The sequence below is a fragment of the Psychrobacter pacificensis genome, assembly GCF_018336615.1.
Taxonomy (GTDB): domain Bacteria; phylum Pseudomonadota; class Gammaproteobacteria; order Pseudomonadales; family Moraxellaceae; genus Psychrobacter; species Psychrobacter pacificensis.
This window is the reverse complement of record NZ_CP048752.1, coordinates 2,487,541-2,508,710: the sequence shown is the minus strand read 5'-3', so window position 1 is coordinate 2,508,710 and position 21,170 is coordinate 2,487,541. Positions and strand designations below refer to the sequence as shown.

The 21,170-nt window shown below is 43.3% G+C and carries 20 protein-coding genes and 1 pseudogene; 11 read left to right on the top strand and 10 right to left on the bottom strand.

Features of this window, described 5'->3' with window-relative positions:
* The first annotated feature begins 4 nt into the window (after window positions 1-4).
* The 6 genes from GYK50_RS10645 (at window position 5) to tsf (ending at window position 6,033) form a co-directional block, all read left to right on the top strand.
* On the top strand, window positions 5-2,215 hold the full coding sequence (locus tag GYK50_RS10645) for an ATP-binding protein (RefSeq protein WP_212563896.1): 2,211 nt from the start codon (window positions 5-7) through the stop codon (window positions 2,213-2,215).
* Window positions 2,216-2,277: 62 nt separating this feature from the next.
* A complete protein-coding gene (locus GYK50_RS10640) occupies window positions 2,278-2,640 on the top strand; it encodes a response regulator (RefSeq protein ID WP_058025789.1) in 363 nt (120 codons plus the stop codon).
* Window positions 2,641-2,670: 30 nt separating this feature from the next.
* Window positions 2,671-3,120, top strand: a complete 450-nt coding sequence (locus tag GYK50_RS10635; RefSeq protein ID WP_212563895.1) for a chemotaxis protein CheX — start codon at window positions 2,671-2,673, stop codon at window positions 3,118-3,120.
* A 38-nt stretch (window positions 3,121-3,158) separates the two neighbouring features.
* The gene (locus GYK50_RS10630) at window positions 3,159-3,608 is read left to right on the top strand and encodes a chemotaxis protein CheX (RefSeq protein ID WP_093067793.1); all 450 of its coding nucleotides are present in this window, start codon (window positions 3,159-3,161) and stop codon (window positions 3,606-3,608) included.
* Window positions 3,609-4,003: 395 nt separating this feature from the next.
* The gene (gene rpsB, locus GYK50_RS10625) at window positions 4,004-4,789 is read left to right on the top strand and encodes a 30S ribosomal protein S2 (RefSeq protein ID WP_186475105.1); all 786 of its coding nucleotides are present in this window, start codon (window positions 4,004-4,006) and stop codon (window positions 4,787-4,789) included.
* Window positions 4,790-5,151: 362 nt separating this feature from the next.
* Window positions 5,152-6,033, top strand: coding sequence for a translation elongation factor Ts (gene tsf, locus GYK50_RS10620; protein ID WP_071002284.1), 882 nt, complete (start codon window positions 5,152-5,154; stop codon window positions 6,031-6,033).
* A gap of 195 nt (window positions 6,034-6,228) precedes the next feature.
* On the opposite strand, the gene GYK50_RS10615 is transcribed toward tsf, so the two are convergent.
* From GYK50_RS10615 to hflX, 4 genes are all read right to left on the bottom strand, one after another.
* Entirely contained in the window at window positions 6,229-7,038 is an 810-nt protein-coding gene (locus GYK50_RS10615; protein ID WP_212563894.1) for a lytic transglycosylase domain-containing protein, read from the bottom strand.
* Between the two features lie 505 nt (window positions 7,039-7,543).
* Complete coding sequence (locus GYK50_RS10610) at window positions 7,544-8,233, bottom strand: LrgB family protein (RefSeq protein ID WP_212563893.1); 690 nt, start codon at window positions 8,231-8,233, stop codon at window positions 7,544-7,546.
* A gap of 16 nt (window positions 8,234-8,249) precedes the next feature.
* Window positions 8,250-8,684 carry a CidA/LrgA family protein gene (locus GYK50_RS10605; RefSeq protein WP_212563892.1) on the bottom strand — a complete coding sequence of 145 codons (435 nt, stop codon included), beginning with the start codon at window positions 8,682-8,684 and terminating at the stop codon, window positions 8,250-8,252.
* Between the two features lie 349 nt (window positions 8,685-9,033).
* A complete protein-coding gene (gene hflX, locus GYK50_RS10600; protein WP_212563891.1) occupies window positions 9,034-10,467 on the bottom strand; it encodes a ribosome rescue GTPase HflX in 1,434 nt (477 codons plus the stop codon).
* A gap of 307 nt (window positions 10,468-10,774) precedes the next feature.
* Here hflX and GYK50_RS10595 point away from each other — a divergent pair, with 307 nt between their 5' ends.
* Window positions 10,775-11,575 (top strand): lysophospholipid acyltransferase family protein, encoded by an 801-nt coding sequence (locus GYK50_RS10595; RefSeq protein WP_093067814.1) that lies wholly within the window; start codon window positions 10,775-10,777, stop codon window positions 11,573-11,575.
* A gap of 131 nt (window positions 11,576-11,706) precedes the next feature.
* On the opposite strand, the gene GYK50_RS10590 is transcribed toward GYK50_RS10595, so the two are convergent.
* A complete protein-coding gene (locus GYK50_RS10590; RefSeq protein ID WP_093067818.1) occupies window positions 11,707-12,747 on the bottom strand; it encodes an aldo/keto reductase in 1,041 nt (346 codons plus the stop codon).
* 48 nt (window positions 12,748-12,795) lie between these two features.
* Window positions 12,796-13,293, bottom strand: a complete 498-nt coding sequence (locus GYK50_RS10585; protein ID WP_186475099.1) for an FKBP-type peptidyl-prolyl cis-trans isomerase — start codon at window positions 13,291-13,293, stop codon at window positions 12,796-12,798.
* Between the two features lie 161 nt (window positions 13,294-13,454).
* Here GYK50_RS10585 and GYK50_RS10580 point away from each other — a divergent pair, with 161 nt between their 5' ends.
* Genes GYK50_RS10580 through GYK50_RS10570 form a run of 3 tightly spaced genes read left to right on the top strand, consistent with a single transcriptional unit; the run spans window position 13,455 to window position 15,769 of the window.
* Window positions 13,455-14,123 carry a DUF1294 domain-containing protein gene (locus tag GYK50_RS10580; protein WP_286708163.1) on the top strand — a complete coding sequence of 223 codons (669 nt, stop codon included), beginning with the start codon at window positions 13,455-13,457 and terminating at the stop codon, window positions 14,121-14,123.
* 20 nt (window positions 14,124-14,143) lie between these two features.
* On the top strand, window positions 14,144-14,935 hold the full coding sequence (locus tag GYK50_RS10575) for a Hint domain-containing protein (protein ID WP_093067827.1): 792 nt from the start codon (window positions 14,144-14,146) through the stop codon (window positions 14,933-14,935).
* Between the two features lie 18 nt (window positions 14,936-14,953).
* Window positions 14,954-15,769 (top strand): Hint domain-containing protein, encoded by an 816-nt coding sequence (locus GYK50_RS10570; protein ID WP_093067831.1) that lies wholly within the window; start codon window positions 14,954-14,956, stop codon window positions 15,767-15,769.
* A 34-nt stretch (window positions 15,770-15,803) separates the two neighbouring features.
* On the opposite strand, the pseudogene GYK50_RS10565 reads toward GYK50_RS10570, so the two are convergent.
* Window positions 15,804-16,187 (bottom strand): annotated as a pseudogene (locus GYK50_RS10565) (transposase family protein); the annotation flags it as partial.
* 8 nt (window positions 16,188-16,195) lie between these two features.
* Window positions 16,196-16,636, bottom strand: a complete 441-nt coding sequence (locus GYK50_RS10560; protein ID WP_105243994.1) for a transposase family protein — start codon at window positions 16,634-16,636, stop codon at window positions 16,196-16,198.
* A gap of 68 nt (window positions 16,637-16,704) precedes the next feature.
* On the opposite strand from GYK50_RS10560, the gene GYK50_RS10555 reads away from it, so the two are divergent.
* Window positions 16,705-17,508 carry a hypothetical protein gene (locus tag GYK50_RS10555; RefSeq protein ID WP_093067837.1) on the top strand — a complete coding sequence of 268 codons (804 nt, stop codon included), beginning with the start codon at window positions 16,705-16,707 and terminating at the stop codon, window positions 17,506-17,508.
* A gap of 129 nt (window positions 17,509-17,637) precedes the next feature.
* Here GYK50_RS10555 and lspA read toward each other — a convergent pair whose 3' ends face one another.
* Together lspA and ileS are read right to left on the bottom strand one after the other, a co-directional pair.
* Window positions 17,638-18,288: a signal peptidase II gene (gene lspA, locus GYK50_RS10550; RefSeq protein WP_212563889.1), complete on the bottom strand. Its 651-nt coding sequence runs from the start codon at window positions 18,286-18,288 to the stop codon at window positions 17,638-17,640.
* On the bottom strand, window positions 18,281-21,139 hold the full coding sequence (gene ileS, locus GYK50_RS10545; RefSeq protein ID WP_212563888.1) for an isoleucine--tRNA ligase: 2,859 nt from the start codon (window positions 21,137-21,139) through the stop codon (window positions 18,281-18,283). Before ileS ends, lspA begins: the two co-directional genes overlap by 8 nt.
* Window positions 21,140-21,170: the final 31 nt, after the last annotated feature.

Sequence of the window (21,170 nt, the reverse complement as noted above, 5' to 3'; positions counted from 1 at the left end):
TGATATGGCTACAATAAATAATGGAGATAACAAACGTTATCGCGGCTTGATTATTTCGATTGCACTGTTTTTGTCTTTGATCGGAGCTTTGCTTGTATTTACTTTCTATACCTCAAGCTTGCTTGAAAGAAACACGGTATTGATTGATCAGACCAACCAAGTAGCAAACAGCGCACAGTCAGTAATTAAAGATCTGTTCGATTTGGATAGCAGTTACGGTGAAGATACCAGCTCGCCGCACATTCAGCGTGTATTGGAGCGTTTGGAACAGAATACAGCACTGATTAACAATACGTTGACGGCTATCGGAGAAGGCGGCACGATTACCGACGATGCTGACGGCAAAACGTACAAATTACCGAGCGTTAGCGGTAGTGCGCAAGAAAATGTACAAGCGGCAAACGAGCAATGGCAGCTACTTGAGCCTAGAATTGAAACTTACTTAAAAGATGCTGATAACGTACTGGTCGATTCATCAGATGATTTGACTCAGGCGGTAGAGCAGGCAAAAACCTCAAGTTTGCTAATGAACGAATCATTAGATGATTTGACCAACGAAGTGTTTGATGATGCAGAACGCCAAGCCAATACCATTCGTCTAATTCAGGCACTTGGGGTTGTTGCGATTTTTGCTTACTTCTTGATCTTCGTATTCTTCTTTGTACGCCGCTTACGTGAGACCGATGCTGAGGCATTTGCGGCTCGTCGTGAAACGCAAGAGATTATGGAAACGGTAAATACGGGCCTATTCCTACTGGACAAAGACTTAAATATTGGTCAGCAGCACTCGCGCGCCCTAAACAGTATCGTTGGTTCTGATAGGCTAGCAGGAGAAAACTTTACCAATGTCTTGCGTGGTCGTATTTCTGACAAAGATCTTAAGACCACTCAGCAGTTCATTGAGCAGCTTTATAATCCTCGAGTTAAAGAAAAATTGGTAGATTCTCTAAATCCTTTGCACAAAGTGATGCTACATAATAGCTCTGATGATAAAGGACTTAACAATCGCTTCTTAGACTTTAAATTCTCACGTGTTTATGAAGATAAAGACATTGCGCGTATTTTGGTTAACGTCAACGATGTGTCAGATGCCGTTTACTTAGAACAGCGTTTAGAAAAAGAACGCTCGCAAAACGATATGCAGATTGAGATGTTAACCACTATCTTGAATGTAAATCCAAAGATCATTAATGAGTTCATTAGCAACACCCAAGCGCATATCGAGCGTATGAACAACATCTTGAAAAACCCTGGTAGCTCACAATACGAGCTTGAAGGCAAACTAAATGCGATCTATCGTGAAATGCACAGCTTGAAAGGTGAGGCATCGGCACTAAAACTGCATAGCTTTACTAAAATTGCGTCAGAAGCAGAAGACAAATTGCATGCCTTGCAAAATCAAGGCCAGCTATCGGGTAATGATTTCTTACAGTTGGCAGTACACTTAGACGACTTACTAAGTCTATCAAATACCATTGCGACCTTGGGTGAACGTATTAACCGCTCAGCGCCGCCTAAAGCGGCAACAGCCAATACGCAAGCCCCGTTAAGCGATTCTGCTTTAAAAGACGGCGTGGCAAAAACAGCTGCGGTAAATAGTCAGCCAGCGAGTAGCATCAGCACTGATGGCGGTTTAGATATTGATCTAGACGATGAAAGCAATGATGATCGACTGTCTTTTTACAATGAGTTTGCAAAAGAGATCGCTGCCAGACAAGGCAAGCATGTACAGCTAAAAAGCACGACACTGGCGCAAACTCACATACCAGAGCATCTTGCCAAGCCAATTAAAGAAATCAGTATTCAGTTGCTACGTAACGCGGTTGTGCACGGTATCGAAACCCCAGGTGTTCGTCATTCGGCTGGTAAGCCTGAAGTCGGTACGATTGACTTAGAAGTACAAGATAACGGTTCAGACTTCATACTAGTAGTGCAAGATGATGGCCAAGGTATCGACTATGACAGCATCCGTAATAAGCTAAGCAAAGAAGGTCGCTTTAGTGAGGAAGAAGCAAGCCAGCTCAGTCAAGGCGATTTACTCAAGCAGTTATTTTCTTCTGGGTTCTCTACCAAAGAAAACGCAGATGAAGATGGTGGACGCGGCGTTGGACTGGATATCATCAAAGCGCAAGTAAAAGACTACAATGGTAAGCTGAACGTAAATAGTGAGCTGGGTCAAATGACACGGTTTGTCATTACGTTACCTAAAGCTTAATTAAAAACAGTAACGATATTGTCAGGGACGACAAGCATTTCATTAAAGGTAATAGACAAGTTATGCATAAATTAATGATTGTTGATGATTCAAATATTATCAGAAACCGTATTCAGCGCGCATACGATTCAGGAAAGTTTATGCTGGTTGCAACAGCGACTAGCGGCGTTCAAGCCATTGAAAAATTTAACATCCATCGTCCTAACGTGATCACCATGGACTTGACCATGCCACAAATGGATGGTCTTGAATGTATCGAAAAAATCATTGCGATTGATCCTGATGTGCGTATTTTGGTCGTGTCAGCGTTGTCTGATAAGGCCACTGGCATCGAAGCTTTATCACTAGGTGCCAGCGGTTTCTTGTGCAAGCCTTTCTCAGAAGAGGAGCTCGTGGAGTCTTTGTATGAGCTGATGCAAGACTAATACCATTCATCGATTAAAGCAGATGTCATTATGAAAGAACAAAAGCTACAGATTTTTTTGAGTATTATTAGTAACTATTTTAATCAGTTTGGTGGCGAAGAGCTAATTGCTGACACCCCTTACTTATTAGAAAACAAACAGCCAAAAGTCCACGATTATACAGGTGTTATTGGTATATCAGGTGGACAAAAAGGCGTGGTGTATTTTTCGGCAACTCGTCAATTACTGTCTTCAATATTGGATAGCATGGGTGAAGCTGATAAGAGTGAGGAAAACTACATCGATTTGGCTGGTGAAGTTGCCAACACGATTTCGGGTAATGCGCGTAAAGAGTTCGGCTCTGAGTTTCACATCTCTGTGCCGTTTGTGTTCAAAGGCGCACCGCAAAGTATTGTGTTGCCGAACGATGAACGTTCTTTTATCATTCCCATCACTTGGCGCTCACAAGTTGGCGAGATTGTGGTTTGTTTGCAGGACTAATGCTGCTGCCACGTAATACAGATGGATATTAATATATTATGTTTAAAGTAGAAAAGTTGGGTGTGTTTCTAAGCTCGATCAATGCTTTTTTTGCACAGATCGACGGCTCAGAAGTATCTATCGATACCCCTTATTTGAACAACAATAAAACGGCGATTGGTTTTGATTATAGTGGTGTCATTAAGATATCAGGGCCTCTTGAAGGCTGTGTCTATGTCAGTGCACCAAGCGTAATGTTGCGAGAAGTGATAAATGTGATGGGTGAGCCTGACTCTTCGATCACGATGATGAAAGACTTGTTGGGTGAAATGGCCAATACTATCTCTGGTAATGCCCGTACAGAATTTGGTTCTGAATTCATTATCTCTACGCCGCAGATTGTTGAAAGCGCACCAAGTGTGTCTTACTTACCTAGAGATCGCCAAAGCTATATCACGCCATTCACATGGCGCGGTTACAAGGCTGTGATTGGTATCTGTATTGCATAATCTAATATGAAACCATTCATATAAAGTCTAAAGCCAGAAATAAAAAAGCGATACGAATGTGTCGCTTTTTTTATTGCACTACCGATCTACTGTATCTGTAACGCATTGAGGCACTATGAATAAACTGCTGGAGACTTTAAGGTATTATGTGATAAAATACAGCGCAGCTATTTTTATAGTTTAGATATAATTAGTTTAAACGCACAATGGCTTATTTTTGAAACCAACCAATGACACACACATCATGGCAAAAAATTGCTGGGTGTTTGGCGACTTGATTAATTTGCGAACCATTAGGGCTTTAGTAATAAAGACTAGTCAGTAGCAGATGCGTGTCGCCAAATAGGCTGTTTTTGTGATGTGGAGGCATAACCCAACCAATAGGATATATTATCATGGCTACAAAGAATCCAACCAAAATCGAAATGCGCGACTTACTACAAGCTGGCGCTCACTTTGGTCACCAAACACGTTTTTGGAACCCAAAAATGGGTCCATACATCTTTGGCGCACGTAACAAAATCCATATCATCAACTTAGAGCACACCGTAAAAGCGTTCAACGAAGCGTTGACTTACGTAAACGGCCTAGCTGCTAAGAAAAACAAAGTATTGTTTGTTGGTACTAAACGTGCTGCAAGCGGTATCGTACGTGAGCAGGCAGCTCGTGCTGGTATGCCATACGTTGACCATCGCTGGTTAGGTGGTATGTTGACTAACTGGAAAACACTACGCCAGTCAATCAACCGTCTAAAAGAGCTAGAAAAGCAATCAGAAGACGGTACTTTTGCGAAGTTAACCAAGCGTGAAGCGCTAGAGCGTACCCGCGATATGGAAAAACTTGAGCGTTCACTAGGCGGTATCAAAGACATGGGCGGCCTACCTGATGCTATCTTTGTTGTAGACGTAGATCACGAAGCCATCGCTATTAAAGAAGCCAAAAACCTAGGTATCCCAGTTATCGGTATCGTTGATACCAACTCTAGCCCAGACAACGTTGACTACATCATCCCAGCTAACGATGATGCTATCCGTGCTGTGACTTTGTACGTAACTTCTATGGCTGATGCTATCATCGCTGGTAAAGAATACGCACAAACTCAAGCTGGCGGTAAAGCTGAGCAAGCACCTGCTACTGAAGAAGCACCAGCTGCAGAAGAAGCTGCAACTCCAGCAGAGTAAATAGCTGAGTTAAAAAGTTTAACTTTGTAAGGATATCTTGATAGTGTGGCTATCAGCATCCATATAATGTTATGAACAGCGTATAAGCTCATAATAGGCATGATGTAGTTTTACTCGTCATGCCTTGTTATTGAATAGAGCATTATTAATGAGGCCGTTATACATAACCGAGTAGCTAATGGGCGAGTATTATCGTTCGTACTGGCTATAGCGCTATGTTTTTAAGATGTTATCTTTTTGACATCATTGATGGCTATATTAGTGATGACTCAAAATGAGCGGTCTTGCTAGATTTAAAGCAACATTAAGATATCGAATAGACATTAATTCCTCTTATACATAACTATACTAAGGTGACTCTTATGACAGAAGTAAAAGTATCTGCCAAAATGGTAAAAGAACTGCGTGACCGTACTGGTCTTGGCATGATGGAATGTAAAAAAGCGTTAGAAGAATCAAACGGTGATGTTGAAGTTGCCATTGATAACCTACGTAAATCTGGTCAAGCAAAAGCAGCTAAAAAAGCGGGTAACATCGCAGCGGACGGCGCTATCATCATCGCTCAAGGCGAAAACAAAGCATTCTTGTTAGAAGTTAACTGCCAAACTGACTTCGTTGCAAAAGACGACAGCTTCACTGCTTTTGCAGAAAAAGTGGCTAACGTTGCACTAGAAAACAACGTCACTGATGTTGCTGCCATCTCTGAATTGCCTTATGGTGATGGTCAGACGGTTGAAGAAGCACGTGTATCTTTGGTACAAAAAATCGGTGAGAACATTCAGGTTCGCCGTGTTGAAGTACTTGAAGGCGCTAACATCGCTGCATACCGTCATGGTCTACGTATTGGTGTAGTGGTTTCTTATGAAGGTGGCGACGCTGACACTGGCAAAAATCTTGCCATGCACATTGCAGCGTTCAACCCTGTTGCTGTCGATGATGAAGACGTTGCTGCTGATGTATTGGCACGCGAAAAAGACATCATCGAAGCCAAAGCAAAAGAGTCTGGCAAGCCTGACAACATCGTTGAAAAAATGATCGAAGGTGGCCTGCGTAAGTACCTAGACGAAGTAACTTTGCTACGTCAGCCATACGTTATGGACAATGACAAAAAAGTTGGTGATGTCCTAAAAGCTGAAGGCGTAAAAGTACTTGGTTTCAAACGTCTAGAAGTTGGTGAAGGCATTGAGAAGAAGCAAGAAGACTTCGCTGCTGAAGTTGCTGCAACTCAGGCTGCTAACAAGTAAGCACCAAGTAAGAATTAAGTCATATTGGAAAATACTGTGAGTGCTGATTCAGCGCTCACAGTTTATCTTTATAACTGATGACCTATTAAGATATAAAGCGTCCAAGCACAAAAAAGCCCGTTAAGAAATTAACGGGCTTTTTTGTGTCTGGCTTTTTAGGTCGCCGGTCTATTTCATTTCTAGCTTAGCTCTGGCTTAGCGTAAAGCATCATAAGCTGAGTTAGCATAGCTGGCACTATTCACATTATTGCTAGTGCCGTAACTGACGTTGCGTAACCCACTGTTAATGGTGCTACTGACTTGATTGCTGGCACTCATACTGGCGCCAGATAGCCCAGCATCATTCTTATACAAGCTATGATAACGGCTCATGACTCTTTGCACATAGTTACGGGTTTCTTTAAAAGGAGGAATACCGCCGTATTTATCGACATTACCTTCACCTGCATTGTAGCCAGCTACTGCATGTTCGACATTGTTATTGAAACGGCGCATGAGCCAAGCGATATATTTGGCTGAGCCTTCAATATTGTCTGCAGGGTTCCAAGGGTTACTTACATTAAAGCGACGAGCCGTCGCTGGCATTAACTGCATGAGGCCTTGCGCACCGACAGGTGAGCGAGCATTGGGATTGAAAGCAGATTCGGTATGCATCATTGCTTTCATAAGGGCAGGATCTACGCCATGACGTTCAGCAGAGGCGCGAATGTAGCTGTCGTAAGCATTACGGCTACCACTCTTGCTAGCGGCACTGCTACCATAGCCATTGCTACTATTAATGCCGTCATACATTTTAGAGTCTTTATAATAAGTGACTTTAACTTTCTTAGTGAATTTATCAAAATTGCCACTAGGATTGACGTTGGTCAGTAGTACTTGTCCAGCTTTGTCTTTATAGATATACATATTGCCAGCGTTGGCAGCAGTAGAAAAAGTCGAGAGGGCAATCGCACTTAATAAAATAGGAGACAAACAGCGAGTAATCAAAGTAGCAGTATTTATCATAGTGTTATCACTTTTTATCGAATAATAGCAAATTGTTTTGCCTATAGACGCGTCATTTTACGCGCTTAAGCGTTCATCGGGGTTGCAGGATTTTATAGCTCGTCATCGATATAGCCACCTAGCAAATACCACGTTTAACAAGAACCACTTGCAATAGATACAAAAAATAATAGTTGCTTACTATAACATATAATAACTTTTTACCGCATTAGATTGACAAAATAAGTTGTAAAATCAAATTTTTATCGTTAAACAAACTTAAATAAATCAAAGTGCTATATTTTTGAAGATTGTTAAATATCTATTTATATTGGATTACAGGCAAGCACTTTTTTGATGCGTACCTTATTTTAATTCTCTAAAATGCAAAGGTGATGACAATAGTTGGATGAGCCAAATGTCATGTCTATTAGTCTCGTTACTGAGTAAGCAATAACAATAAAAATAATGATTGAAATGATGAAACAGTGCTCAGTCATCTGTTAAAGCGGTAAGCAAAGTCAGTCTAGATGCCTAACGCACTGATAAATACAGGCACCCAAATAGCAGTCACTAAACCGTTGACTGCCAGTCCAAATGCCGCATATCGTCCTGCCGTATGGCTGATTTGCCACGCTTCTACTGTACCAAATGCGTGAGCCGCCAGTCCAAGTGCAAGACCTTTAGCTCGATCATCATTGATACCGCGAAACAAAAAACGGGCGACAGCGCCGCCAATGAGACCTGAGACGATGATGATCAGGTTCGCCAGTGCTAATGGCGCATTGATTAAATCGGCAACACTCAGGCCAATGGGAGTAGTCACAGAACGGGTAGCAAAAGCAAGTATGCTGTCGTGACTCAATGAAAATAGATAAGCCAATGACATGGGCAGTAGGGCACCAATGACACTAGCAATAACAACGATCAAAGAGAGCTTTTTGACAGGCAGTCCTTTAAAGTTCATTGCGGCTAGTGGTACCGCCAAAAGTACTGTGACATATCCTAATAGATGATCGAATATAGGCTTTGCCGCGCTGTAGTAGTTGTCATAATCCCATTGCAATAAAAATAAGAAGACCAGTACCAAAACGAGCGCGGTAATTACCATCGGTAACCATGATAATTTACGCGCTAACATACGTGCAATGACGTGTGCCGCCAAGGTTAGAAGTACGGCTGCTAAGGTCGCCATAAATACGCTGTCAAAAGTCATAATATCTCTCCGCAGCTTACGGCTGTTCCTTTTGCTGATTAGTCGTGCCGCTGTCGGCATTGGCATCTTGACTCAACCAGCGATTGGCCAGTAGCGCGAGTCCCCACATCGGTATGAGCGTGCTTACTATCATTGTGACCATCACACCCAACAGCTCATCTCCTAGCGCGAATAGCAGTAAGCCTGCACCCGCTGAGACGGGCAGAAATGCAAAACCACTATCGACGAGGAGGGTGTTACTGGCTTGAGTGAGCCAGTTAGGCAACCCTTTGAGCAATCGCCATATCATCAAGATAACAAACATCGCCACCAAGCCGACAATATTGGCGGCTTTTGCGATACCTGCCAACTGACAAAGAACCACAGCCGTCTCTCGGACAACGATAACCATGGTCAACGTTAAAATTAACGAAATCCATAGCGGGAGATGGGAGGAGTGAGCAGGCTTCATAAGCAGTGTGGCCAAGTCAGATATAGGTGATGAGTTTATAAAAACGAGCGGGCGATGGTATTAATGATATAACGTGAAAAATAATATTATTAACGCTGATAATAGACAGTAGTGACATTTCAACTTTTGAGTGGCGAGTATTACCTATCAATATTTGTTGAATGTATAACCGTTGATTATATAGAGAATAAGCTTACTAATAAAGCTTGTAGACACATTCAAAAAAATAGACGATATCGATTGATACCGTCTATGCTATTTTAACCTACTGTATAAAAGATTGCTGTCTAACAGTATGAATCAAAGGTTTACTTATCTATTGACGTCAACAATCGTTTTTCAGCAGCGACTATTTTTCAGAATCAGCGGTTTGTGAATTGAGCGCATTAAATTCGTCAAATGCTCTTTCTTCTTCTGCTATCATCGTCGGCTCTTCAACTTCATGTTCGTCGGGCTGCTCAAATTCCTCAAGTACTGGCATCAGCAATGTTGCTTGTGCAAGCGGTAATACATCGGTGGGCTTGAGATTGGCTTGTCCGAGTAGTTGTCTTAGTCTATCGCTTGGCAAGCGAATCGTCAAGCACTCATGGCCGCTATCATCATAGCTTTCTTTTTCAATAACACCAAGCTCGTACAAGGTATTTTTTAACTGTCCTGCATGATAGGGTAGCGTCAAATCAAAAGTGGTCAATGTGCCAGTTAGTAGCTGCTGCACGGCTAATGACAACTCTTCTATGCCTAAGTTCTCTCTAGAAGACACATAGACACGATTAGGTTGACCTTCGCTAGCATAACCAATACGTGCAGGCTCGTCAGTCAAATCAATCTTATTATAAACATTGAGTACCGGCACATCGTTATCAATTTCAGCCAGTACCTCTTTGACCGCCTGAATTTGCTCATGCATATCTTCACTAGAAGAATCGATGACGTGTAATAATAAGTCCGCCTCTAGCGTCTCTTCTAGCGTTGCATGAAAGGATTCAACCAATTCATGCGGCAGATGACGAACGAAACCGACGGTATCAACCAATACCACACGACCAACGCCTTGCCAGTCTAAGCGGCGTAGCGTTGGATCTAGAGTTGCAAACAGTTTATCAGCCGCATATATATTTTCATCGACTAAGCGATTAAATAAAGTGGATTTGCCCGCATTGGTATAACCAACCAGTGAGATAGTCGGTACGTCTGATTTTTGGCGGCGTGCCCGGCCCTGAGCACGAGTCTGTCTGACCTTCTCAATTCTACTTTTGAGCTGCATGACGCGCACTTGTAGCAAGCGACGATCGGTCTCAAGCTGGGTTTCGCCGGGGCCACGTAAGCCAATACCCCCTTTTTGACGTTCCAAATGCGTCCAACCACGGACCAAACGTGTCGATAAATGGTTTAGCTGAGCCAGCTCTACTTGTAGCTTACCTTCGTAAGTACGAGCCCGCTGAGCGAAAATGTCTAAAATCAAACCAGTACGATCCAGTACACGGCATTTCACCAGCGCTTCGATGTTACGCTCTTGTGAAGGCGACAAGCTGTGGTTAAACAGTACAATATCCGCATCATGCTCGCGCACCAGTTCTGCAATTTCCTCCGCTTTACCGCTACCAACGAAATACTTGGCGTCAGGGCGTGCACGTGAGCCTGTGACCAGTGCCAAACGATCGGCACCTGCTGAATCCGCCAACAATTCAAACTCATTGAGATCATCAGGATCTTGAATTTGGCGAATATCTAAATGTACTAAAATGGCGCGCTCGCCACCTTCATGTCTTTCAAAATAATCCAAAGAGTATCACCTATTTAATAAAGTAAATATATCGCTATTATCAGTTCAGTATACTTTGATATAGCGTTCATATGATTGTCTATATGTGGTCTTATCACTTGATGTTAAAGGGTATGAGCACAATTAACGATGGTTTTATGTTACAGCGATGACTGGGATTAATTTTTTATAAATCTGCTTTATTGCCCGTTTGTATAAAAGTGAGCAGCCACTGAATGGATACCCTATCACTGAGCGTATGAACTTTGTTATACTGGGCTCGTTTTTTTGACTATTAAACACCCGTTATTTAATCATGAGGGCGAAGATGAGCCGAGCTAAATCAAGCTTTTCACTCAGACGACAGTTGGGGCGCGGTAAGCAAATTGCTGGCATGACCACCACCATCGCTGGTGGTATGCGTGCCGCTCAACGCATTGGGGCATTCAAGCAGCCACCGCGCGAAAAACTACCACGCTATATTCAAACGTTTTGTCGCAAGATGGCAGGCTCATTTGGGGTCAAGGTCGTTGAGGTGGAGCCTGTAGAGCAACATCACGGCTTGTGGGTGTCAAACCATGTGTCATGGATGGATATTCCTGTCGTTGGTACCGTGAGTCCAGCGTTTTTTTTATCCAAAGCTGAGATTGGTGAGTGGCCTGTGTTTGGCAAGCTCGCGCATGCGGCAGGCACACTTTTCATCGAGCGCGGCTCCGGTGATGCAGGCTCCGTATCCTCACAAATAGCTGATTTCTTAGCCAAAGGTTTTTCGGTGATTTTCTTCCCTGAGGCGACCACCACTAGTGGCAAAAAAATCAAGCGTATTCATGGGACATTGCTCCAGTCAGCGATAGATGCTGACGTGCCTATCAGACCCATTGTTATCGCTTATGTCGATAAAGATGGCACGCTTAGCGACGCGCTGCCATACTATGGCAAGATGACAATGAAGGACAGCATGAAAAAAGTGCTCGATAGCAAAGATGTCACTGCGTATGTATTGCCACTGGCGCCGCTAGATCCAAAAGGCTGTACCAAAAGTGAGCTGACTAATTTGTTGCAAGCACGTATGCAAGAAGGGTTGGCAGAACTGCATTCACGAGTACTTCGTGTACCCGTTGAAGATTGATTATTTATAGCTAAGCCAGTTTAGTTAATAAAAAGGCGCAAATCGCGAGTTATATGACTGCGATTTGCGCCTTTTTTGTGTCTATAATAAATGCAGGTGTAGCAATTTATAGACCGCTGATCTAGATCGAATTAAGGGGATGGATTGGGATGTTGTGTGTGTACCGCTTCAATCGCTTCCAATACATCTGCTGTTAGCTCCACATTGACACTATCAATGTTTGACTTGAGCTGTTCGGTTGTCGTCGCGCCAATGATATTGCTGGTGACAAAGTGACGTGAATTGACAAAAGCCAATGACATTTGCGCCATGTCCAGTCCAGCATCAGCGGCGATCTTTGCATATTGCTCGGTCGCTGATACCGCTTGCTCATTGGTATAACGGGCAAAGCGATCATACATCGTCAAGCGTGCGCCATCTGGACGCTTGCCATCGAGATATTTACCAGACAATACGCCAAAACCAAGTGGCGAGTAAGCAAGTAGCCCCACGTTTTCGCGATGGGCAATCTCAGCCATACCAACTTCGTATAAACGGTTTAATAGGCTATATGGGTTTTGCACCGTGATAGGCGCGATCAAGCCATTTTTGTCCGCTTCCCATAGATAGCGCATGAGTCCCCACGCCGTATCGTTTGATAAACCATAAGCACGAATGCGACCTTTTTTGATCTCATCATTTAAGGCCTGAATGGTCTCTAGAAAGGGTGTTAAGTCATCTACTGCCTGTGCTGCCATGTCCTCTGTATAGCCGCGCTGACCAAAAAAGTTTGTGTTACGCTCAGGCCAATGCAGCTGATAAATATCGATATAATCGCTTTGCAAGCGCTCAAGGTTGCTATCGATCGCGCTACTGATATGCTCAGCATTGAAGCGTGTTTGACCATCACGCAAAAAATCCATCGGTGATATTTTGCTGGCAAGGATGACTTTGTCACGCTGTTTGGTTTTATCAAACCAAGTACCCATGAATCGTTCGGTATCACCTTGTCTGTCTTTATCTGGTGGTGATGGATACATCTCTGCTGTATCCCAAAAGTTGACGCCCTCAGAGAGTGCCATATCCATCTGGGCGTGTGCCTCAGCCTCGGTGTTTTGCTGTCCCCAAGTCATCGTACCTAGACAGATCTTAGATACTTTTTCATCGAATTGCGGTAACGTTGTATATTGCATTCGATTGTCCTTTCTCGTTTTTTTATTGTGGATTGTGCGTTTGGACAACTACATAAGTTGTATACCAGTGACGCCAGGTGGTGTGACCTTAAAGATTTTTACTTTAAATAATACGTCTTGCCCAGCCAGCGGATGATTGAAGTCGACTTCGACTTGGTCATCATCAATGGCACTGATCGTACCGGGCAAGGTGTTTTTGCCTTTGTCTTCGAATTCAACCATCATACCGACTTCTGGATTGTCAGCGACGAGCGCAAATTGAGTACGGCTAAAATGTTGGATGTTTTCAGGATTCCACTCACCAAATGCTTGCTCTGGCTCAAGGTGAGCTGTGCGCGTGTCGCCTGCGCGTAGATTCATAAGTACCTGCTCAAACCCTGGCAACAAGCTTTCATCGCCGATAGTCAAAGATACGGGCGCATCACGACTAAACGTTGAGTCAATGACCGTGCCGTTTTCTAGTGATACTTCAAAGTGTAGGCTAACAAGGCTACCAAAGGTGATGCGCGTGTCTTCATTTGGATTAATAAATTGAGATTGAGTCATAATAAAAAACCATCGGTTGCTGGAATAAAAGAATAAAGAATCTGAATGCCGTATTATAGTGTAAGAAATGATAAGCCATCTGCGATTAGATGTAAGCGTCAATAATGTAACGCATATGGTGTACTATAACTGGCAATTCTAAAAGATATGAGGTGTCGGTGGTGAATAAACAACAAGGCACTGTCAAAAAATGGCAGGACGATAAAGGGTTTGGCTTTATTGAAACTCAAAACGGTGACTCTGTCTTTTTTCATGTGAGTGAATTTAAAGCACGCCGTCGTCCTGAGGTTGGCGAACAAGTGGTATTCACCATGGGACGAGACAATCAAGGGCGCTTGCGGGCAACAGAAGTACAAGAGCTGTACTTTGTACAACAAAAAATGGCACAAAAAAATCAGCAAATCCGTCAGCGCAACCAAAAAAGTAGCCATCAGGCAGAGTTTGAAGCAGGACAAAAGAAACGCTCGTTTCTTGGACTGGCTTTTTATGGTGTCTTAATTTTATTAGCAGCAACCGATAAATTAAGCTGGCTGGTGGTCGGCTGGTATGCTGCACTAGGGTTAGTCACTTATATAATGTATGCCAAAGACAAAGCTGCTGCCCAAAGTAGCGACTGGCGTACACCTGAGTTTACATTACACGTGCTGAGCGCGCTTGGCGGTTGGGTAGGGGCGTTATTGGCTCAGACGTATCTGCGGCACAAATCACAAAAGCCTGAGTTTCGAGTGACTTATTATTTGACCGTTGTTGTGAACATGGCAGGTTTGTTGTTTTTATTGGCAGGTGGTGGGTTAGAGACTGTGACTGATGTATTATCAGAGTTGCTATAAATGAGAACTAAGACATACATATGGATAATGTGATTATGAATACGTCAGGCTTCGTTGGTGGCACATTGGTGCATACCAATAGAGGATTAGTACCGATCAAAGATATTAAAGTCGGGGATATGGTTTTATCTAGAGATCAACACAACGCGGAAGGTGAGCTAGTCTATAAGCCAGTACTTCATACTATAGTCACAAAAGATATGCCTGTGTTTTTTGCTACCTTTACACCTGAGTCTGTAGACGACTTACCATTCGAACAACTAACTGATCATAACCTTTATGTGGATTTGTTATGTACCGCAAACCATCCGTTTTGGGAGAGAGATATAGGATGGAAAACTGCTGCAGAGTTGAGTAGAGGTAACATTACTGTTTTAAAAAATAACGAATCTGCATTCTTTGAAGGAGGTAGTGAAGAAGGGGGAATTGAAGTTGTATTCAAAACTGATAAAAATGCGGTTGGTTTTATTCCTAATTTTTATGATCAATCAAACAACGGACGATTTGTTGACTTAGAAACAGGGCGTACTTTATATTTTGGAAGTTATGCCCCAGTATTTGAAAAGCTTTTCGTGGAAGATTCGGGGTGGAAACAACGACTATTAGAGCAAACCCCAGTAGAGTTAAGAGACAATGCCGAGTTTTATAACTTCCGTACAGGCTTTTGGCAAGATGATGCAGGTATCGACTGGGCAGAGGGGGAAGGGCCAGTTACCACTACGGTATATAACATTGAGGTAGCAGATACTGATACTTACTTTGTCGGTGAGCAGGGGTTGTGGGTGAATGGTGATAATCCTGACAAGACATAATTTTGGCGAATGAATAATATGAATAAAGATTTTTCAGGTTTCACTGCCGGCACCTTAGTACATACAGAAACAGGACTAGTACCAATAGAACAACTAAAAATTGGCGATAAAGTACTTTCAAAAGCAGCTAATGGTTTAGGTGAACTGATATATAAAGCAGTAACGAATACTATGGTTACTGAAAGTGTATTGGTGAAGCTATTAGAATTATCGATTGCAATTGATTCTTCATTACCCATGAAAGAACAAATTGAACTTCAGAGGTTAGTCGATGATCAACCTTCAACTCGATTATTGATAACAGAGAATCATCCATTATGGGTATATGACAAGCAATGGATAAATGCTAAAGAGGTAAAATCTCAAGATATTTTAATTAACAAAGACTTGATTAAATATTCGGCTGAGTCTGGCAATAATTCCTATGACACTACATCATTAAGACAAATTTATAGAACGGATAGATCGAATATTGGTTTCGTACCAAAATTCGATGAAGACATTCCTGCTCAATATGGCAGTCTAATTGATTTAACAACAGGCGAGGAGCTTCAGAATAGTGTCACTTATCAAGCAGTGACAGACAAGTTATATGAGCATGATGAGGAGTGGAAACAACGTCTATTAGAACAAACGCCAGAAGCTGATCGAGAAGGTGCAGAGTTCTTTGGTTTTCGTCAAGGTGAATGGAAAGATCCTGATACTATAGATTGGGTAGAGGGCGAAGGTCCTCTTACTATGACGGTATATAACATTGAGGTAGCAGATACTCATACTTACTTTGTCGGTGAGCAGGGGTTGTGGGTGAATGGCAATAATCCTGACAAGACATAATTTTAGCGAATGAATAATAGACCTCTTGCAAAAGTCATAGGTTAAGCTCGGAATTAATGATACCAGCAAACAGCTTCATTCTAAGATCATAGCGCTGACGACGGTTGCGATATTTATGAGCCACGATTTTAAACAACTTGATTAAGCCTATTTTGTGCTCAACCACAATACGGAACTTTGCCAGATAGTGATTGGCCTGTTTGCATATCTCCAATAACTGACCACCACGAGGTTTCTTAAATGGTGTGAAAGTTTGGTTATGTAGCTTTGCTAACCCTTGATAACCACTGTCTGCTAGATAGTTAGTATTCTCAGGTAACCAATCAGGACAAGTATCTTTATACAGCTTAAAATCGTGGATTGACCCTTTACAGGTTTGCACATCAAGTATCAAGCCGGTTTGCCAATGGACGATAACCTGCGCTTTTAAGGTGTGTTGTTTTTTCTTGCCGCTGTAGTAGTCGCTTTGGTTTTTTTTGGACGCTCAATTGGGGTTTCGGTGGCATCGACGATGACGACTGACCAATTGATGTCCTCATCGACACGACTAGGCAGCTTTTTAGGCAATTCAAACTTGCCAGAGTCAATCAGTGTGTCTTCTACTTTACGAATGATACGGCTAGCAGAAGACTCATGAATACCAAAGTCCATACTGATATGATAAAGCGTGCGGTATTCACGCCAATAAGTCAGGGCTAGTAGTATCTGCTCCTTAAGACTGAGCACACTTGGTCTGCCTGATTTGGTCTTAGATGCTTCATGCTCTTGCATGGCATCAAGCATGTCATAAAAGGTGGCTTTATGAATACCAGTATAGCGTTTAAAACCAGCGTCACTTTGTTTGAGTAGCTTATCTATGTTTGGCATATCTATTATGTAAGTAGCGTTCAATAATATACGTTGTGTTTTACAACTACTTTTGCAAGAGGTCTAATATGGATAAAGATTTTTCAGGTTTCACTGCTGGCACTTTAGTACATACAGAAACAGGACTAGTACCAATAGAGCAACTAGAAATTGGAGATAAAGTGTTGTCTAAGGCAGCTGATGGTTTGGGTGATCTGGTTTACAAGAGGATAACTCGGACGACAACTAATGATGCATCAATTTTCATGATGTATTTTAATACTTATGTAAATCCACAATTGAATTTGGCAGATAGAGTTAATCTAAGACGTAAGTTAAAGAAACAACAGATATTGCCTGAACCTCTATTAATGACAGCAGATCATCCCTTTTGGACACAAAACAGAGGTTGGGTGAGAGCAGATAAATTGAACGCTCAAGATATCTTAGTGACTAAGGATAATACTTATTTTACAACTGATAGTGGAGGTGGGTATGACTATAGATATGAAGGCATAATACCTATGTATCATGCAAATAAAAAAGGATATGCTTATCAGGTAAGCTTTGGTGATGAAACAGGCGAACTCAAAGGATCATACGTTAATTTATTAACAGGAAGGTATGAACTTTATACGGATCCAGCACCAACATGGATAAATAAATTGTGGCAAGCTGACTCAGAATGGGAGCAACGCCTATTAGAACAAACACCTAAAGATAAAAGTGAACATGCTGAGTTCTTTGGTTTTCGTCAAGGTGAATGGAAAGATCCTGATACTATAGATTGGGCAGAAGGCGAAGGTCCTCTTACTATGACGGTGTATAACATCGAGGTCGAAGACACGCACACTTACTTTGTCGGTGAGGTTGGTATTTGGGTGCATGAATAGAGATTGTGCAGATAGGTCAAATTAACATATATATTCAATCGTCAAAAACAGACAAAAAAAGGTGGGTTACGACTGAGTAACCCACCTTTTTAATTTATCAATTAAATTAATATCTTTAGCTATAGACGGTTATGACCGTAGCATTTCACGCTTCCGTTCCAAAAACAGCATATCGATGACAATCAGTACAACCCCGAGAGAAATCCCAATATCTGCAATATTAAAAATCGGATAATGCCAAACATCAGCATAGTGCACATGGATAAAGTCAATCACATGACCATGTAGTAAGCGGTCGATCAAATTACCAAGCGCACCGCCTAGTACCATGGCAAGTCCAAGCGAGAGTAGCGTGGCTTTGCGAGGTGCTTTGAGTAAATAGATGATCAGAAACAGTGACATGAGTAATGCCAGTCCTGAAAAAAACCACTTCTGCCAACCGCCAGCATCTGCCAAAAAGCTAAATGCTGCGCCGTAATTATAAGCAAGTGTCCAGTTGAGAAATGGCTCAATCACGGGCACTGGATCATGAAAGGTCAGCTTGGTTTCTGCCAGCCACTTGGTCCACTGATCTATGACAATGATAATCAGCGCCAGTGCATACCACATAAAAGCACGAGTACCATTGGCCACCAGTTTTGGTGTCTTCTTTGTTGACTTGCTCAGGCGGCCTCTAGGCGTGGTTGAGCTACCTGTGGTCGCATGAGCAGGCTTGGGCGAATGATCAACCTCAACCTGCGAGTCATGCGGGCTTTCAGATGAATCCGTTGGGTTAGGCATAATGACGTACCTCGCCGTCACCACTGACGTTGGTCACGCAGCGCGCGCATAGTTCAGGGTGTGCGCTATCTGTGCCGATATCATCACGGATGTGCCAGCAGCGTACGCATTTAGTACCAGTGGCAGCGCTAACTTGTACCACTAAGTCGATAACTTCATCTGTACTCTCTGCGGTCGTATCGTCTGTCTGCTTGGACTCAGTAGGTGCTTCGCTCATTGGCTTTAGTTCTGCGTTGCTAGTGATGAGTACAAAACGAAGCTCTTCATCAAGCTTGGCTAGACTTTCATACATGGCACCGTCAGCGTATAGGCTCACATCGGCAGATAAGTTGGCATTGATGATTTTTTCACCACGTGCGGTTTCGATATGCTTGTTTACCATGTCTTTGGCGAACATAATACGCTGCCAGTCATCATTGCTGATAGCACTTAGCTCAAACGCTGGGAACTCGTACCACTCTTGGGTAAACACGTAGCCGCCTTTATCAGCCTCACGTTGGTTCAGTACTTCCCATGCCTCTTGCGCCGTGAATGATAAGATCGGTGTGATCCAGCGAATCAGCGCATGAGCAATATGGTAGATTGCCGTCTGGGCAGAGCGGCGCGGCTGACCGTCTTTTTGGGTGGTGTACTGACGGTCTTTGATGATGTCTAAATAAAAACTGCCCAAGTCTTGCGAGCAAAACGCGGTCACGTGCTGGGTGACTTGGTGAAAGTCCATCGCATCATAGGCACTGATGATTTGCGCTTGTACGGTTTGCGCGCGCTCAATGATGAATTTATCAAGACTGACCAGCTCGTCCATCGGTACACTGTCGGTTGCAGGATTTAAGTCATCAGTATTGGCCAGTAAGAAGCGCAAGGTGTTACGAATACGGCGATACATATCGATCGCGCCTTTAAACACCGTCTTACCTGCGCTCATCTCATAACGATAATCGCTAGACGCAATCCACAGACGCAACATGTCCGCGCCCGTTTTGTTGATCTCTTCTTGCGGCGTGATGATATTACCCAATGACTTACTCATCTTACGACCGTTTTCATCGACCACAAAACCATGGGTCAGTACTTGCTTAAACGGTGGGCGCTCATACATGGCCTCTGACGTCAGTAATGACGTTTGGAACCAGCCGCGATGTTGATCAGAACCTTCTAAATACATGTCAGCAGGATTGGTCAGCTCATCGCGTTGCTCAAGTACGGCGAAATGCGTCGTGCCTGAGTCAAACCACACGTCCAATGTGTCCGTTGCTTTGTCATAATCAGCCGCTTCGCTACCTAAGAAGTCCTCGCAGCTGGCGTCAAACCACGCTTCAACACCGCCCTCAGCGATTTTTTGCGCCGCAGTTTCCATCAGCTCAAGCGTATTTGGATGTAGCTCGCCTGTTTCTTTGTGCGTAAAGAACGTAATCGGCACGCCCCACGTACGCTGACGTGAGATACACCAGTCAGGGCGACCATTCATCATCGCTTCGATTCGGTTCTGCCCCCATGCAGGTGTCCAGTTGACCGATGGAATATCAGCAAGGGCGCGAGCACGTAGACCTTGGGTTTCCATATTGATAAACCACTGCGGGGTTGCACGGAAAATAATCGGTGACTTGTGACGCCAGCAATGTGGATAGCTGTGTTCAATTTTGGTATGGCTGATTAGATGGCCATTGTCATGTAGGGCAGCGATGATTTTTGGATTGGCTTTATATATGTGCTCGCCTGCAAATACTGCCGCGCTATCTAAATAAACGCCCGTACCACCTACTGGGTTTTCCACTGGTAAATTGTATTTTAGACCAACGATATAATCGTCGAGACCATGACCGGGTGCAGTATGTACCAAACCAGTACCACTATCGGTGGTCACATGATCGCCTAGGATAATCGGCACTTGGCGGTCTTCAATCAATGGATGCTGAGCGCTCAATCCTTCAAGCTCACTGCCTGATACAGTCGCGAGGACGCCTTTATTCTCAAGTTTGAGTTCACTTAGCGCAGTTTCAACAAGATCAGCTGCTAGTAGCAGGTTGCCTTTTTTGGTCGCAACCACGCTATAGTTATGCTCAGGATGGACTGAGATGGCTTGGTTAGCAGGCAGTGTCCACGGCGTAGTCGTCCAGATAACCGCAGCGATATTACTCGTGACTTCAGCTAATGCAGTCACTTTGTCCGTACCAAGCACATCAAAGCTGACATAGATCGCGTCAGAGACTTTGTCTTGATACTCTACTTCAGCTTCTGCGAGAGCTGAGCTACAGTCCAAGCACCAGTTAACTGGCTTCATACCACGAGTCACATGACCATTGTCATAGATTTTGGCAAGCGCGCGTACGATGTTGGCTTCCTGCGCAAAGTTCATAGTCAGATAAGGATTGTCCCAATCACCGAATACGCCTAGACGCTTGAAATCTGCCTTTTGTAGTTCAATCTGAGTGTTGGCGTATTCGCGGCATAGACCACGGAATTCGGTAGCAGACACTTTTTGACCGACTTTGCCGACTTTGGCTTCGACTTTTTGTTCGATTGGCAGACCATGACAATCCCAACCAGGGACATAAGGCGCATCAAATCCTGATAAGGTTTTTGATTTGACAATAATGTCTTTTAGTACTTTATTGACCGCGTGACCCAAGTGAATCTGACCGTTGGCGTATGGAGGGCCATCGTGCAAAATATACTTAGTCGCACCAGCACGCGCCTGACGAATTTTACCGTACACGTCATCTGCTTCCCAAGCAGCTAACCAATCTGGCTCGCGCTTGGCAAGGTTTGCGCGCATCGCAAATGGCGTATCCGCAAGGTTCAGCGTGTCTTTGTAATCTTGGCTTGGTGTGTCAGTGCTTTTATCAGTCATAGAAGGTATCTTTTTAAAAGGTAGGTTTGTG

Bases quoted from the DNA above. Each gene is read 5' to 3' on its own strand.
- lspA (WP_212563889.1), bottom strand. From the start codon at position 18,288: ATGCCTAACCCAACGGATTCATCTGAAAGCCCGCATGACTCGCAGGTT.
- GYK50_RS10555 (WP_093067837.1), top strand. From the start codon at position 16,705: ATGGATAAAGATTTTTCAGGTTTCACTGCTGGCACTTTAGTACATACA.
- tsf (WP_071002284.1), top strand. From the start codon at position 5,152: ATGACAGAAGTAAAAGTATCTGCCAAAATGGTAAAAGAACTGCGTGAC.
- GYK50_RS10585 (WP_186475099.1), bottom strand. From the start codon at position 13,293: ATGACTCAATCTCAATTTATTAATCCAAATGAAGACACGCGCATCACC.
- GYK50_RS10630 (WP_093067793.1), top strand. From the start codon at position 3,159: ATGTTTAAAGTAGAAAAGTTGGGTGTGTTTCTAAGCTCGATCAATGCT.
- GYK50_RS10610 (WP_212563893.1), bottom strand. From the start codon at position 8,233: ATGACTTTTGACAGCGTATTTATGGCGACCTTAGCAGCCGTACTTCTA.
- GYK50_RS10635 (WP_212563895.1), top strand. From the start codon at position 2,671: ATGAAAGAACAAAAGCTACAGATTTTTTTGAGTATTATTAGTAACTAT.
- GYK50_RS10640 (WP_058025789.1), top strand. From the start codon at position 2,278: ATGCATAAATTAATGATTGTTGATGATTCAAATATTATCAGAAACCGT.
- GYK50_RS10575 (WP_093067827.1), top strand. From the start codon at position 14,144: ATGGATAATGTGATTATGAATACGTCAGGCTTCGTTGGTGGCACATTG.
- GYK50_RS10645 (WP_212563896.1), top strand. From the start codon at position 5: ATGGCTACAATAAATAATGGAGATAACAAACGTTATCGCGGCTTGATT.
- GYK50_RS10570 (WP_093067831.1), top strand. From the start codon at position 14,954: ATGAATAAAGATTTTTCAGGTTTCACTGCCGGCACCTTAGTACATACA.
- ileS (WP_212563888.1), bottom strand. From the start codon at position 21,139: ATGACTGATAAAAGCACTGACACACCAAGCCAAGATTACAAAGACACG.
- GYK50_RS10590 (WP_093067818.1), bottom strand. From the start codon at position 12,747: ATGCAATATACAACGTTACCGCAATTCGATGAAAAAGTATCTAAGATC.
- GYK50_RS10605 (WP_212563892.1), bottom strand. From the start codon at position 8,684: ATGAAGCCTGCTCACTCCTCCCATCTCCCGCTATGGATTTCGTTAATT.
- rpsB (WP_186475105.1), top strand. From the start codon at position 4,004: ATGGCTACAAAGAATCCAACCAAAATCGAAATGCGCGACTTACTACAA.
- GYK50_RS10560 (WP_105243994.1), bottom strand. From the start codon at position 16,636: ATGCCAAACATAGATAAGCTACTCAAACAAAGTGACGCTGGTTTTAAA.
- GYK50_RS10595 (WP_093067814.1), top strand. From the start codon at position 10,775: ATGAGCCGAGCTAAATCAAGCTTTTCACTCAGACGACAGTTGGGGCGC.
- GYK50_RS10615 (WP_212563894.1), bottom strand. From the start codon at position 7,038: ATGATAAATACTGCTACTTTGATTACTCGCTGTTTGTCTCCTATTTTA.